Origin of the sequence: Micromonospora luteifusca, from assembly GCF_016907275.1 — a bacterium.
GTDB lineage: Bacteria > Actinomycetota > Actinomycetes > Mycobacteriales > Micromonosporaceae > Micromonospora > Micromonospora luteifusca.
In genome coordinates, this window is the sequence record NZ_JAFBBP010000001.1 from 3,922,440 (window position 1) to 3,936,188 (window position 13,749).

General features: G+C 71.0%; 13 protein-coding genes and 1 tRNA gene. 5 read left to right on the forward strand and 9 right to left on the reverse strand.

Annotated features, from left to right (window positions below; all coding sequences use genetic code 11):
• Nucleotides 1-242: 242 nt before the first annotated feature.
• A tRNA-Ala gene (locus tag JOD64_RS17865) sits at nucleotides 243-316 on the forward strand.
• A gap of 86 nt (nucleotides 317-402) precedes the next feature.
• Here the strand turns inward: JOD64_RS17865 and JOD64_RS17870 are convergent.
• The 3 genes from JOD64_RS17870 to JOD64_RS17880 form a co-directional block, all read right to left on the reverse strand.
• Entirely contained in the window at nucleotides 403-1,239 is an 837-nt protein-coding gene (locus tag JOD64_RS17870) for a hypothetical protein (protein WP_204943256.1), read from the reverse strand.
• A 128-nt stretch (nucleotides 1,240-1,367) separates the two neighbouring features.
• Complete coding sequence (locus JOD64_RS17875) at nucleotides 1,368-2,114, reverse strand: hypothetical protein (RefSeq protein WP_204943257.1); 747 nt, start codon at nucleotides 2,112-2,114, stop codon at nucleotides 1,368-1,370.
• A gap of 99 nt (nucleotides 2,115-2,213) precedes the next feature.
• A complete protein-coding gene (locus JOD64_RS17880) occupies nucleotides 2,214-3,101 on the reverse strand; it encodes a hypothetical protein (protein ID WP_204943258.1) in 888 nt (295 codons plus the stop codon).
• Between the two features lie 217 nt (nucleotides 3,102-3,318).
• Between JOD64_RS17880 and JOD64_RS17885 the strand changes: the two genes are divergently transcribed.
• Both JOD64_RS17885 and JOD64_RS17890 read left to right on the forward strand, forming a co-directional pair.
• Nucleotides 3,319-4,404 carry a Gfo/Idh/MocA family protein gene (locus JOD64_RS17885; RefSeq protein WP_204943259.1) on the forward strand — a complete coding sequence of 362 codons (1,086 nt, stop codon included), beginning with the start codon at nucleotides 3,319-3,321 and terminating at the stop codon, nucleotides 4,402-4,404.
• Between the two features lie 62 nt (nucleotides 4,405-4,466).
• On the forward strand, nucleotides 4,467-5,540 hold the full coding sequence (locus tag JOD64_RS17890; RefSeq protein WP_204943260.1) for a hypothetical protein: 1,074 nt from the start codon (nucleotides 4,467-4,469) through the stop codon (nucleotides 5,538-5,540).
• A gap of 118 nt (nucleotides 5,541-5,658) precedes the next feature.
• On the opposite strand, the gene JOD64_RS17895 is transcribed toward JOD64_RS17890, so the two are convergent.
• Both JOD64_RS17895 and JOD64_RS17900 read right to left on the reverse strand, forming a co-directional pair.
• Complete coding sequence (locus tag JOD64_RS17895) at nucleotides 5,659-6,018, reverse strand: hypothetical protein (RefSeq protein ID WP_204943261.1); 360 nt, start codon at nucleotides 6,016-6,018, stop codon at nucleotides 5,659-5,661.
• 205 nt (nucleotides 6,019-6,223) lie between these two features.
• Nucleotides 6,224-6,880 carry a 4'-phosphopantetheinyl transferase family protein gene (locus tag JOD64_RS17900; RefSeq protein WP_204943262.1) on the reverse strand — a complete coding sequence of 219 codons (657 nt, stop codon included), beginning with the start codon at nucleotides 6,878-6,880 and terminating at the stop codon, nucleotides 6,224-6,226.
• A 201-nt stretch (nucleotides 6,881-7,081) separates the two neighbouring features.
• Between JOD64_RS17900 and JOD64_RS17905 the strand changes: the two genes are divergently transcribed.
• Nucleotides 7,082-7,351, forward strand: coding sequence for a hypothetical protein (locus tag JOD64_RS17905; protein WP_204943263.1), 270 nt, complete (start codon nucleotides 7,082-7,084; stop codon nucleotides 7,349-7,351).
• Nucleotides 7,352-7,401: 50 nt separating this feature from the next.
• Here the strand turns inward: JOD64_RS17905 and JOD64_RS17910 are convergent, their stop codons facing one another.
• The 3 genes from JOD64_RS17910 to JOD64_RS17920 form a co-directional block, all read right to left on the reverse strand.
• Entirely contained in the window at nucleotides 7,402-8,184 is a 783-nt protein-coding gene (locus JOD64_RS17910; protein ID WP_204943264.1) for a peptidase, read from the reverse strand.
• Nucleotides 8,184-9,467, reverse strand: a complete 1,284-nt coding sequence (locus JOD64_RS17915) for a VWA domain-containing protein (RefSeq protein ID WP_204943265.1) — start codon at nucleotides 9,465-9,467, stop codon at nucleotides 8,184-8,186. The genes JOD64_RS17910 and JOD64_RS17915 overlap by 1 nt, the downstream gene beginning before the upstream one ends.
• A 367-nt stretch (nucleotides 9,468-9,834) precedes the next feature.
• Nucleotides 9,835-11,502, reverse strand: coding sequence for a dolichyl-phosphate-mannose--protein mannosyltransferase (locus JOD64_RS17920; RefSeq protein WP_239561309.1), 1,668 nt, complete (start codon nucleotides 11,500-11,502; stop codon nucleotides 9,835-9,837).
• 141 nt (nucleotides 11,503-11,643) lie between these two features.
• Between JOD64_RS17920 and rsmI the strand changes: the two genes are divergently transcribed.
• Nucleotides 11,644-12,483 (forward strand): 16S rRNA (cytidine(1402)-2'-O)-methyltransferase, encoded by an 840-nt coding sequence (gene rsmI, locus JOD64_RS17925; RefSeq protein WP_239561310.1) that lies wholly within the window; start codon nucleotides 11,644-11,646, stop codon nucleotides 12,481-12,483.
• Nucleotides 12,484-12,689: 206 nt separating this feature from the next.
• Here the strand turns inward: rsmI and JOD64_RS17930 are convergent, their stop codons facing one another.
• The gene (locus JOD64_RS17930) at nucleotides 12,690-13,421 is read right to left on the reverse strand and encodes a hypothetical protein (RefSeq protein WP_307813472.1); all 732 of its coding nucleotides are present in this window, start codon (nucleotides 13,419-13,421) and stop codon (nucleotides 12,690-12,692) included.
• Nucleotides 13,422-13,749 lie beyond the last annotated feature (328 nt).

Consider the following 13,749-nt stretch of genomic DNA (forward strand, 5'->3'; position numbering starts at 1 on the left):
CGGCGTAATGGAGTCGATCAACGCCAGGCGCGGGCGACGGGCAGGTTGATCAACTCGGGTTCGTGGAAGGTGGGGTCGCGTGGCGTCCGGGATGCCCTGATTTTCGGCAACCTGAGTGGATCTTTGGGCGGGCTTCGGTGGCGCGTCGGGGGCGGATTCGCGGTGGGGGCCAGCGACCTGTTAGCCTTGCTGCCGGCCCGCCCGGTGTAAGCCGGGTGGGACCGAAGCCGGTTCGCCGGCGGGGGGCTGTGGCGCAGACTGGTAGCGCACCTCGTTCGCATCGAGGGGGTCAGGGGTTCAAATCCCCTCAGCTCCACCCCAGAGAAAAGGCCGTTTCCGCGCGTCGGAAACGGCCTTTTCGGTGTTGGTGGGCACCAAGCCGACCCACCCTGGGACGGGTCGTCAGCTCCACTTCAGGCTGGCGAGTTCCGTGCGGAACTGCGTCAGGCTGAATTTCTCGCCCTCGGAGGGCGTCAGCTGCAGCGAGTACGCCAGGTCCCCGACCTCCCACCGCACCTGCCAGGATGCTCCCGGGCTCCCCGTGATGGCGCCCCGGTGTGAGCCGATGGACATGGTGCCCGCAGGCGCGCGGCCATCGCCTCCCCCGACCGTGCGGCCCGCGACCGCGAGCAGCGTGGAGCCGTTCGGGCCGTTGTAGCCCTGGCAGAAGCCCTCATTGCAGTGACTCGAATACGGACTCCACCGCTTGTCGGAGGCCAGGTCTGGCAGCTCGCGTTCGGAGAAGGTCGGCGGTGACAGCGCACTGGCGGCATCGCGGAGCACCCGAGTGCCGAGGGGCTTCTGCAACGACACGACGAGGGGAACCCGCAGGCCGCTGGTCGAGCAGTCGGTGGCGGTCACTACTCGACCGCTCACCGCGACGACCACCTGAGCGTCGGTCTGCTCGGTGATCGTGGCCTGCGGTTGCAGGAGTTCCTTGCAGGTCGTGTCGCCGGGGGTGGCGTACACGGTGATGGTCCTGTCGTCGCGGCCGACCATCGCGGCGTTCCAGCCCATGGCCGGCTCCGCGGGCGGCTCCGCGGGCGCGGCTGTGGTCGCGGCCGTGGTCGCGGTGACGCCTTGAGCCGTGGCCTGGTCGGGCTCCCGGCGGCTGACAACGATGCCGCCGACGAGCGCGAGGGCGATGGCGACCCCTACCGCCGTGGTACGAATCCGTCGGCGGCGGTCGGCGTGATCATCGCTGCCCAGGCCCGTGTCGAGCAGGTCGTCGGTCTGCACAGCTGCCTTACCTCCCGGTGGAACAGGCGGACACGGATCGTACGTGAGTGTCCGGTGCCCCCGAGGCCCCTCGAAGCCGACCTGTGTCGGTCACTCCCACAAGTTCAGCGGCCACTGCTGCGGAACACCTAGGCGAATCGTTCGGTCGTCACGGGTATCAAGCCGTGCTGTCGCAGGACGGTCGTCAAATCGGACAGGATCGCGCCCACCGCGTCGGTGGTGGCAGTGCTCAACAGGACTGTCACGTCGAGACACCAGGCGAGTGTGTGGCCAACCCGTCGTAGATCCCAGGCGAACTCGTCGCCGTCCTTCTCGAGGTGCCCGCTCGCGGCTGATGCGCTCGTGCCGCCGGCCGGCGGCCGCCAGACCACCCGGAGGCTCGTCACCTGTTCCGCGCGGAGTTCCTTTGCGAAGAGGACGCGGTACACGCGCCGTTCGTGGAAGCCGGCCGGTGGTTGCTCGGGGCCGAGCCGCAGCGGCGGTGCGTTCGCGATCGATTGGTGGTCGAGGAAGTACGTCCGCAGCACCGTGTCGTCGGGCAGTTGCCCGCCTCCGAGCGTGCGGTAGACGCTCTCGGCCTCGCGGCGGGAGGTGGGCACCACCCTTGCCAGCATCTCCGGATCGGTACGGATGGCGCGACTGAGCGAGGCAGAACTCCACCAGCCAGATTCCGACGTCCAGCCCGCGTTGTCCAAGCCCGTCGTGGAGTGGTCGTGCTGCCGGGTGAATTCTTCGACGAGAATCCCCTCCACCGCAGTGGTGGGGTCACGGTCGTCGTGCCGAGGCAGGACCAGGTAGTAGTCCAGGGAGGACGATCGCTGGATCGTCTCGACGCCTGACGCGCCAGGCGCGACGCGCAGGGGGTTGGCAACCATCGGCGACATCCTCGGTCGTGCTCCCATCGCGGACCCGGCAACCGTAGCGGTTCGCGGCCGGGCGGCCGAACGTGTGTCCGGCCGCCCGGCTTCAACGCCTCAGGACCTGGTCAGCGTCACGATCGAAGTGTCGCTGACGGTGACGTACTCGCCGTACTCGGCGTCGTAGCCGCTGGCCCGAGTGATGGCCTCGGCCTTGCCCTTGCCGAACGGCGTCGTGCCGGTCGGGACGGCGGTTGCCGTCCACTGCGTCGCGCTGCCCGGCGTGCAGTTCACCTGCGTCGCGAAGTTGCCGCGGACCAGCACCTTCCTGACGATCTGGGTGACCGCACCCTCCAGCGACACGGAGGTGGGCTGGTTGCAGGTCACCGTGCCGTGCAGGACCGCGTTGCCGTTGATCCGGTTGGCGATGCCGTCGGTCGCCACGGCGAGTTCGAGGTCCAGCGGCTCCGGCGGTGCCGGGTTGGAGATGTGCACCTCGCCGCGCGCGGCGGCCTCCCAGCCCTCACAGTGCTGCTCGAAGGTGGCGTCGAAGGTCTGTACGTAGCCGTTGGGGCCGAACACCGCGTTGATGACGGTGAAGGTGCCGGTCAGCTCGTTGCAGCCCCGCCCGTTGCCGGACAGGTCAAGCCCGGGACCAGCGCCGTTGAACGGGTACCGGGTCGCACCCTTGTAGGTGCCCGGAGCCAACGCCGCGCTGCCCGGGGCGTCGAAGTCCACCGACCACCAGTCGCCGTTGTAGCCGCTGATGCTGACCGACACGTAGCTGTTGTCGGCCGAGCCGTTCGTCGTGAGTTGGTCGCCGTTCTCGGTGGAGTAGGAGTATGAGTCTCCACCGGTGATGTAGTCGCCGGGGTCGCCGCTGAAGGAGACCGAACCGGACTCCACGGTCTGCGCCTGGGCGGGTGCGGCAACGGCCAACCCACCCAGCACTCCAGTGATCGACAGGGCGGCCGCGAGGGCCGCCTTACGCCAGGTTCCTTGCATCCCGTTCCTCTCTCGGAGACGAGACAGCCGCGGGCGTTCGCCCGATAGTTGCTGTCGGCCAATTACCGCACGGATCGAAAGCTCTGGCAGTCCGGAGCGACACAAAGTACAAAGTGGATAGACCGCCGGCAATGGCCGCTCTGGTCGTCAGAGGCGGGCGAGACGCGGGGAAACGCCTCGGGCGGCTAGCATCCGGATCCCGACCTGAGGAGCCCAGATGACAACGACGGCCCAGACCCGGTTCGGCATCGTCGGCAGTGGCTGGCGGGGAGAGTTCTTCCTACGCCTGGCCCGGCTTCTGCCGGAGCGGTTCCGAGTGACGGGGGTGGTGACGCGTACCGAATCGCGGGGTGGCGCGGTGGCGGCCGAATGGGGCGTGCCGACCTTCCACACGACGGCCGAACTGCTCGCTCACGAGCGACCGGACTTCGTCATCGTGTCGGTGCCCTGGCCCGTGACCCCCGACGTGACCCGCGAGTTGGTCGCGGCTGGCGTACCGGTGCTCGCCGAGACGCCACCCGCCCCGGACCTGGCAGGGCTGCGCTCGCTCTGGGCCGACGTCGGGGGCAGCGGTCTGGTGCAGGTCGCCGAGCAGTACCTGCTGATGCCGGGGCACGCGGCCCGTCTGGCGCTGGTCCGCGCCGGGGTGCTCGGCGAGCCGACCTCGGTCCAGATCTCCTCGACGCACCTCTACCACGCGGTCTCGCTGATCCGTGGTCTGCTCGGCGTCGGGTTCGACGCCGCAGAGGTGAACGCGCGGGCCTTCGTCGCGCCGCTGGCCAACCCGCTGTCACCCGCCGGTTGGAGTGGCGACAGCACCCCGCAGCAGCTCACCACCACCCTCGCGACCATCGATTTCGGCGGGCGGATGGGGTTGTACGACTTCACCGACAACCAGTGGTGGAATCCGCTGCGCGCCCGCCGGTTGGTGGTGCGGGGTTCGCTCGGTGAGTTGGTCGACGATCGGGTCGTCCGACTGGTCGACCCGACCACACCGGTGGAGTCGTCCCTGGCGCGACGGCAGACCGGTCACGACCTGAACCTGGAAGGGCTCGACCTGAAGCACATCAGCTTCGACGGCGACGTCGTCTATCGCAATCCCTTCATCGGCAGCGGAATGTCCGATGACGACATCGCGGTGGCCGACATCGTCGTCCGCACGGGTGCGTGGGCGCGGGAGGAGGGCCCGGCGCCGTATCCCCTCGCCGAGGCCAGCCAGGACCACCTGATCAGCCTCGCCATCGAAGAGTCGGTACGCACCGGTCGCCCGGTCGTCTCCGTCACGCCCCCGTGGGCACGGTAGCCCCACGGGATCCCGCTTCTGTCGCCTCCCCGACACACCGCAACCCCGCAGCCTCTTCAGGTGTGACACCGGTATCAACCAACACCCGGGAGCACCCGGGCGCACACGGGGAGAAGAAGATGACGCACACCGCTCGACGCAGGATGCTCGCGGGCACCGCCGCCGCCGGACTGCTGGCCACCTCTCTCGGCGTCGCCGTCGCCGCACCGGCGACCGCCGCGACCGGCAGGCCGGCCCTCGGGGCCTGCACGATCAGCACCCTGCCGTACCCGACTGACACCTACCGCGCCGACGCGAACGCCATCGACCCGACGGGCCGCTTCGTCGCCGGCACCGCGCTGCGGATCGAGGAGACCGGCAACCAGTACCTGCTGCTGTTCTGGGACCGGGACCGGCTCACCGAGGTCGAGGCACCGAGCATGGCGACCCCGGCCGACATCAACGAAGACGGCGTCGTGATCGGCAACGGCTGGTCCGAGAGCGGCGACGGCCAGCCGTGGCGGTACCGCGACGGTCAGGTCGAGCTACTGCCGGTGGTGCCGTCCTCCACCGGTATCGACGTCACCGCCATCAACAAGGCCGGCGACATCGTCGGCTCCGGCACGGACGTGGACACCAACGAGTTCTTCGTGGTGCGCTGGCCGGCCGCCCGGCCGGGCACGGTCGAGGTGCTCGACGTCCCGGCCAACGCCACGCCGAGCGGGATCACGGATAACGGGACCATCGTCGGTATGGCCGGGGACTTCGGATCCTGGACCGGCTGGATCCGTCGGCCGAATGGCCGGATCAAGCCACTCACCGTACCGGGCACTCAGTCGACCGTCGTCAACGCGGCGGCGGGGCACTGGGCGATCGGCAACGTCACCCCCGGCGATGGCAACGCGGTCAAGGTGCGGTGGGATCTTCGGAACGGGTCGTACACGCCGCTCGACCAGCGGTTGAGTGTGCTGGACGATGTCAACGCCAAGGGTGTCGTCGTGGGCGGCGACCGGGTCGCGCGCGGTGCCAACTCCCGGGAGTTGCCGGGCGGCGGCGACCGGGTGGGCCTCGGCGGCCGGAGCATCTCCGACACGGGCGCCATCGTCGGTTTCCGCAATGCCGACCGTCTCACCCCGGTGCGCTGGACGGGCTGCTGACCGTAGACCCGTGCGGGTGAGGACGGGCATCTGAGTAAAGGGCGAGCACCGTACGGTGCTCGCCCTTTACTCCCACTGACGGGGCCGGCTCGGGGGAGCCGGGCCCGTCATCCCGGTATCACGGCTTCCCGGTGCCGGTCGCGTTGGAATTGGTGCCGTCGACCCGGTTGGCGCCGATGACGAGCGCCACGATGCCGCCCGCGCAGCAGAGCAGGGTGAGCACGGCCGCGGTGACCGCGACGACCACGGCGGTCTTCTTGGAGGCGTTCGTCCGCGCCGGTGGCGGTGCGATGAGCGGATAGCCGGGCACGCGAGCCACCTGGTATCCGCCGCCAGCGCCCGGGTGCCCACCGTCGGCAACCGGGTACGCGGCGCCCGAGAACGGCGGCTGCGGTGTCGCCGCGAATGGACGGGTCGACGGCTCCGGGTGGGACAGCTGGCGGTATTGCGGCCCGACGGGGGGCTGGGGGTGGGTCACCGTACTCCTTGACGCCTCGGTACGTGCGGTTCGGGAACCCGTCCGACGCTACCGTGCGTGGCCGATCGCCCGATCGCCGCGCCGGATCGCATCCCACCGATGGCGATGCTGCGCCGGTCCGGCCAGCCTGGACGCTGATCGGCCGGGCACCGGCTGCCACAGTGGATGGGGTGGCCTACCCATCGCTCTGGGTGATCGCGGAGGGCTAGCGCAGGGGAAGTACGGCGGCGGTGCGGACCAGCCCGTCGGCGACCACGAATCGGCCGCTTATCGATGCTGGTGGGTCGTCGACCCCCGCTGCGTCCACCCGGGCCGACGCGATCCGAGCGGTGAACGTGCCCGCGTCCGGATCAAGATCGAGTCGGGCGTCGTGGAAGTCCAACCAACTCCCGACGACCGGGTACCAGACCTTGTAGACGGTCTCCTTGGCACTGAACAGGACGATCGGCCAGTGGGTGCCGCTGGGCAATCGCGCGCAGTAGGCGTCCTCCTCGGGCAGCAGCACGAGTCTGCGTACTCCTGGGTTGATTTCGCGGTGCAGCTCGGCGTCTATTCCGACGGACCGGATGTCGGTGGTGTGTGCGGCCGCGGCGGCGCAGTAGCCGGTGGTGTGGGTGATGGCACCGACCACCCCCGCGGGCCAGACTGGCGCACGGTCGGCGGCGGCCGGCACGGCGGTCGGTGGCAGGCCGAGCTCGACCAGAGCCCTGCGGGCGCACGCCCTGCCGGCAGTGAAATCCCTGCGGCGGGTCGGCACGGCCTGCTCGCCGAGGCACACCTGCTCGGCGGGGAGCAGCTCGCTGGCCCAGTCGGCCCGGCCGGCGACGGCCACCGCGACCGTCGACGGCAGCAGGTCACGCATCGCTGCCGCCTACCCGTCGGTAGGAATGGAGCATCGGGCCAACCGTCAACTTTCCGACTCCCACAACCGGAGAAGGTACCGGAAGGATGTAACAACGGAGGGCTGCGCGCCGCCTTCACTGATGGCTCCGGGGGGACCACCATCGAACACTGGCCGGGCACGACAGCCGGCCAATCCCGTGGACATCTGGAAGGACGTGCGATGACCGATGGTGCGGAACGGCCGGGGGTACGGGCTGACGATCACGCCCCGAAAACCCCCAGCTGGAGTTGCCGCTCCTGCGGTGACGAGTGGCCGTGCGCGACGAAACGCAGCCAGCTGCTGGCCGAGTACGGGGGTGATCGGGCGATGCTCAGCGTCTACCTGGGCTCGTGCCTCGCCGCCGCCACCGAGGATCTGCGCGCGGCCCCGGTGATGTCGCTCCAGGACCGGTTCATCGGCTGGTTGCCGCGCGGCCCCCGGCGCGGCTGACCGCTGGTGGCCCGACCGTCGGGCGGGGCCACCAGCGGTGCCGGACGGGTTCAGCGGCGCCGGGGCCGCCGGGTCATCGCGAAACCGGCCACGCCGGCCACGGCGGCGAGCACGCCGCCGATGCCGGTCCAGACCCAGCGCGAGCCGAGATCAGGCAACCAGTCCGCGAGCGGGTCACCCTCCTCGTCGGCCTCCGGGTCCACCGGGGGTACGGCGTTGAGCACCGTGCCCGCTTTGGTGTTCGGCACCAGCGGTGCGGCCAACTCGCCGTCGTCGGCCGAGGCGCCCCGGTCCGCGATGGTGCCGACCAGCAGGTCCACGTCGATCGGCGCGCCCAGATCCGGCTCCGGCAGGTCGATCACGGAGAGCCGGACGACGTACGTGCCGGGCAGCGGGTCGGCCGACCAGGGCTCTGCCCACGGCCGTACCTCGCGCAGCGTGCAGCCCAGCGCCACGCTCGTCGCCTTCGCGTCCACGGTGGGGGTCTGCGCTCCCGCCGTGCACGCCTGGCGTCGGCGCAACCCGTCGAAGACATCGACCGTCCAGGTGGAGGCGCCGCTGCGCCCCTTCGGGAAGGTGACGGTGGCATTGATCTCGTGCACCTGACCGGCCGTCGCCGGGAACGACCAGTAGAGGTGGTCGCCGATCGAGGCGTCAACCCGTACCGGTTGCCCGGCGGTGATCGGGGTGGCGTTGAGGAACGACGTGCCGGCCCGGTTCACCGGCGTGGCACCGGGGGAGGGCGTCGGGGCGGCGACGGCCGTGGCGGGAAGCAGCGCGACCCCGCCAGCGGCGAGCAGCGCCGCCAGCGGCCGGAACAGTGCGGTACGCATCAGTTCTCCCTCCAGGTGGAGACCCACCAGCGGGTGAGCAGGCCGACGAGCAGGCCGGTGATCAGCCCGGCGACGGTGAGCAGGGCGAGCAGCACCCAGCCCCGGCCGAGGTCCGGTCCGTCCGGTGCGGGCGCGGCGGCGACCACGTCGATGGTCAGCTCCACCGGCATGCCCGGGGTCGCTGCCGTGCCGGGACGGGGAGCGAACGAGTTGCTGACCACCAGGCAGACGGTGGTGGGTTCGACGACCGCGGTGGCGGTCTCCTCGGCTTCAGCGGCGTCTTCATCGTCGGCGGTGGCCGACCAGCGCAGCCCGGCGGAGAGCACGTCGGCCCGCCCGCTGCCGGCGTCCGCGCCTCGGACCAGCTCTCGACCGTCCGCTGCGGTGGCCCGCAGCAGCACCCCGTAGTCCCGGTTGACGGCGCGGTCCAGCGCCATGCTGACCGACGCCCGAAGCTCCTGCCCGGGGCGTACCGGCACTCGGTAGTAGCGGTGCTCGGAAAAAGCTTCCCGGTCGGCGTAGACGCCGGGGGCGAGCAGTGGTGCCGAAGGGCAGGCGTTCGCGCCGCCGACCACGGTCGGGGCCCGGGTGTGCGTGTCGCCGGCCCGCTCGACGAGTTGCTTGATCCGGCCGGTCAGCTCCTCCGCGCTCTGCGCGGCGGTGTAGGTACCGCCGGTCGCGCTGGCGATGCACAGCAGTTGCCGGCGCACCTTCTCGTCCGGGGCGAGGCCGAGGGTGTCGACGACCAGGCTGGTGCCCTGGGCGGCCAGTTCGCGAGCCACCTCGCACGGGTCCGGTGGGGCGCAGGTGTCCTCGCCGTCGGTGATCAGCACGATCCGCCGGGTGGTGGCCCCGGTGCCCAGGTCCTGCGCCGCAGAGCGCAGTGCGAGGCCGACCGGTGTGAACCCGGTCGGCCGCAGCGTCGCCACGGCAGCCTTGGCCGCGGACCGGTCCACCGGGCCGACCGGCACGATCTGCTGCGTGTCCTGGCAGCCCACCTTCTTGTCCTTGCCGCGGTAGGTCGCGCCGAGCACCCGGATGCCGAGCTGGGTCTCCTCCGGCAGGGCGTCCACCACCTCGTTGAAGGCCTGCTGAGCCACCGAGATCCGGCTGCGTCCGTCGATGTCGGCGGCGCCCATCGAGCCGCTGACGTCAAGCACCAGCTCGACCCGGGGAGGCTCCGACACCGGCTCCTCGTCGGCCTGCGCCGGGACCGGCCCGGCCAGCGCGGTGGTCGCCAACAGTCCGCAGAGGACAGCCGCCGATCGTCTGAAGTTGATCACGGCCCGCAGTGTAGTGAGATCCACTTTGGATGATCACTCGGGTCGGTGCGAACCTCCGCCCGGACGCCCCCGAACAGCTCGACAACCACCTCTGGCCGGCCGCTTTCGCGCTCTGGGTCCACGCCAGGTCACCCTCGGTCAACTGCTCGTTAGCAAATATCGGCCCGGCCGTCATCCGTCGGAAATCTGACTCAAGTCGACCCGTTGTGCCGGTGGTGCGCGGTGGTTAAGCTCTTCTTGCGCGCCCCAATCGCCCGCTTCCCCCGTGGCAGGCGATCGGGGCGCGCGTCTTTGTCAAAAGGGCCCGCACGCTTCAAGCGTGCGGGCCCTTTTGCGTCGCGCTGTGCGGCGCGTCGCCTGTCGGTGCTTATATCCACCGACCGTCGAGCCACATCCGGGACAGCCACTCCGAGTATGGGAGCAGCTTGCCGACGAAGATCGGATAGAAGTACGCGAAGCAGAGCGCCACCAGCAGCACGTACGCCCCCGCCGCGATGCTGCCCACCAGTCGGCGTTCGTAACTCGGGTCACCGGGCACCAGCGGCGCCACCTCACCCACGTCACCCCCGGCGGGTGCGATCAACGCGCCCAACACGTACACCACGGCCAGCACGAGGAAGGGCACCGCCGGGGCGGCATAGAACGCGAACATCGTGCGGCCCTGGAGGGCGAAGGCGAACCAGGGCAGCAGCCCGGCGGCCACGCTCAACAGGATCGCGCCGGCCCGCCAGTCCCGACGGGCCACACCCAGCCAGGCCAGCGCCACCAGGGCGGGCAGGAACGACCACCAGAGCAGCGGGGTGCCCAGCAGCAGGATCTCGGAGGCACAGGTCGGCTCGCCGCAGACGCCGTCACCGGACCAGTGGAAGGCCACCGGCCGGCCGAGCAGCAACCACTGCCACGGCCACGACTGGTACTTGTGTGCGTCGTCGAGCTGGGCGTGGAAGCCGTACGCCGCCCGGTGGTACTCGAAGAGGTTGATCAGCGGGCCGATCACCGGGCGGTCACTGAGCGAAGCGCTCGCATAGTGGGGAGACGACGCGAGCCGGTAGTAGCCGTCGTCGGTGAGCAGCCAGCCCGACCAGGTGGCGAGGTAGGTGCCCAGCATCAGCACGCCGGCGAGCACCAGCCAGGGCAACTCGTCGAGCAGGGTGTCCCGCCAGGGCCGGCGGACCCCCGCCGAGCGGCGGACGCCGACCTCCCAGAGGAGCACCAGCAGTGCGAAGACCGGTACGAAATACAGTGCGCTCCACTTGACCGCGCAGGCGCAGCCGATCAGCACCCCGGCCGCCAACCGCCACCACGGCCAGGTGCGCCAGCCGGTCGGCGGCCGGCCGGCACGGCCCGGCTGGCTCGGGTCGAGCCCGTCGTCCAACGCCCGCGCCCAGCGGCGGCGGCGGGCGTCCCGGTCGAGCACCAACGCGCCGAACGCGGCCAGCACGAAGAAGAGCAGGAAGATGTCGAGCAGCGCCGCGCGGGACAGCACCAGGTGGAAGCCGTCCAGGGCGAGCAGCAGGCCGGCGGCGCAGCCGAGCACCGTCGAGCGGAACATCCGCCGACCGATGCGGACCAGCAGCAGGACCGACAGAGTGCCGACCACGGCCGCCGAGAACCGCCAGCCGAACTCCGGTGCGGTGGTCATCAGGTGCCCGGGGACGGAGACCTTCGAGTCGGCGTCCTGATAGCCGAAGGCCCACTCGCCGAGGCCGATCAACCACTTGCCCAGCGGTGGATGCACCACGTACGACGGGACGTTGTCCTTGTAGTTCCACTCGACGCCCCGGCTGATCAGCCCGTAGCCGTCCTTGGCGTAGTACGTCTCGTCGAAGATCTTGCCCTTCGGGCTGGACAGCCCGACGAAGCGCAGAATCGCCGCGATGGCCACCACCACCGCCGTGGCCAACCAGGAGAGCCGGTCCAACTGGTTGTCGACGGTGGCGAACCGCCGCCGGACCATGGCGGGCACGCCGCCGCCACCGGCGCGCGGTGCCGTCGGCTCCTGGTCGGGGCTGGGCTCGCCCGTCACCTCGACCATCTTGGCAGGATCGGCGCTCGGGCTCTGCGCTGTCGACGCACTCGTCACCCGGCGATCGTAGGCTGCCAAGGTGCCCGGTGGCGTCCGTCGTCCCTGATACCGGTACCAACTGTCGATGAAGGAGACGAATTCGTGGGTGAAATGTCCGAAGTTGGGCGCCTGATCCTGCTCGGTGCCCCGCTCGGCAACCCCGCCGACGCCTCGGCCCGATTCCGAGAGGTGCTGATCAGTGCCGACGTGGTCGCGGCCGAGGACACTCGCCGGCTCACCCGGCTGGCCCGCGATCTCGACATCACCGTCGGCGGTCGGATCGTGTCCTACTTCGAGGGCAACGAGGAGCGGCGTACACCCGAGCTGGTCGAGGTCATCCTCGGCGGGTACGTGGTGGCGTTGGTCACCGACGGCGGGATGCCGAGCGTCTCCGACCCCGGTTACCGGCTGGTCCGGGCCGCGTTGGAGGTCGGGGCGCCGATCACCGTCGCGCCCGGGCCGAGTGCGGTCACCACCGCACTTGCCGTCTCCGGGCTGCCCTGCGACAGGTTCTGTTTCGAGGGCTTCCTGCCCCGTACCCCTGGCGGCCGCCGATCCCGGCTGCGCGCGCTCGCCGCCGAGGAACGAACCCTGGTCTTCTTCGAGGCCCCGCACCGGATCGGTGCGGCGCTCACCGACCTGGCCGACACGTTCGGCGCGGACCGGCCGGCCGCGCTCTGCCGCGAGCTCACCAAGACCTACGAGGAGGTACTCCGCCGCCCGCTCGGCGAGCTGGCCCGGTGGGCCGCCGAGGGAGACCCGCGCGGAGAGATCACCCTCGTCGTGGCCGGCGCACCGGTGACCGCCCCGGAACGCCCCGACGACGAGACCCTCCGCGCGGCGGTCGCCGAGCGGGAGGCCGCCGGCCGGTCGCGCCGGGACGCCATCACCGACGTCGCCACCGAGTACGCGCTGCGCCGCCGGGACGTCTACACGATCGTGCACAGCTGACCGGCGCTCCCAGACGAGTAATTCCTAACCCTGCTTGGGGTGGTGGGCGTAGCCGGCGGCCGGCGGTGACCGTCGGTCACCTCCGTGAGGGCGGATGCGGTAGTGAGCGGTATACCTCAGAGTCATATTCATACCTCTGAGGTATACCGCTCACCAGCACATCGACATGGCGGGCAGCCAGGGCCCGCGCCCGTCGGCCGGCGGGTTCACCAGGCGGCGGCCAGGAAGCCGACGGTGATCAGCACCGGGCCGGCGATGGCGGCGGCTACCGCCCAACGGCGGTGCCGGCGGCCGGGCAGCCGGGCCGAACCGGTCCACCGGACGATGCCGGCGGCGCAGCCCAGCACCACCAGCAGGCCGGGCAACCAGCGCAGGTGCCGGCCCACCCCCGCGTCCGCGTACGCGGTACCGCTGTCCGGGCCGGTCATCCGGGCCGTCAGCGGTGTACCGGCCGCGTCCCGACCGGCGGGCACGCCGCTGACCTTCACACCGTGTGCGATGAACCGCCCGTCCTCCGCCGTGAAGATCCCCCGGCACCGCTGGGTGAGCCCGCCGCCGGTGCAGTCGTCGATCACCACCGTGCCCACCCGGGCATGTCCGATCGCAAGCCAGAACGGGCCGGCGCTGACCCAGGCGAAGAAGGCCGCGACCAGACTCAGCAGCACCAGCGCGGCGAGCCCGGGCAGCGGATCCGGCGGTGGGGCCGTGCGGCTCGGCTTCCGGCGCCCCGGCCAACGGAAGCTGCGGTCCCGCTCCGGCGTCGGGTCCTCCCGGACCGGGGTGCCGTCCCAGTGCACCTGCTCGATCGGTGCCCAGAAGGCGCTGTCGTCGTCCGGCGTGTCACCGCCGGGCCGACGACCCCGGTGTCGGCGGCTCTGCTGTCGGACGGGCACCCGGCTCGGCACCGCGTCCACCGGCGCCCCGGTGGTCGGCTCCACCTCGACGGCCTCCCCGCTGGGCCGCGCGGCGGCGGGTGCGGAGCCGGCAGCCCGTCCCGATGCCGCGGCCGGCTCTTCCTCCGGCCGATCGGCGTCCGGTCCGGGGTTGTTGCTCGGCAGTGCGTCGGGGCTCGGCAGTGCGTCAGGGCTCGGCCGTGGGGTGGGGCTCGGCCGTGGGGTCGGACTCGGTCGCTGTGCCCGTGCCGCTCGTCTGCCAGTCACGAGGTTCATTGCACACCGGCCGGGGAGGCGGAACGGGCAGCTGAGCCGCGTGTCGACGACAAATCGGACCAATGGGCGGGGTGGTCGGACCGGTCCGCCTGCCCGG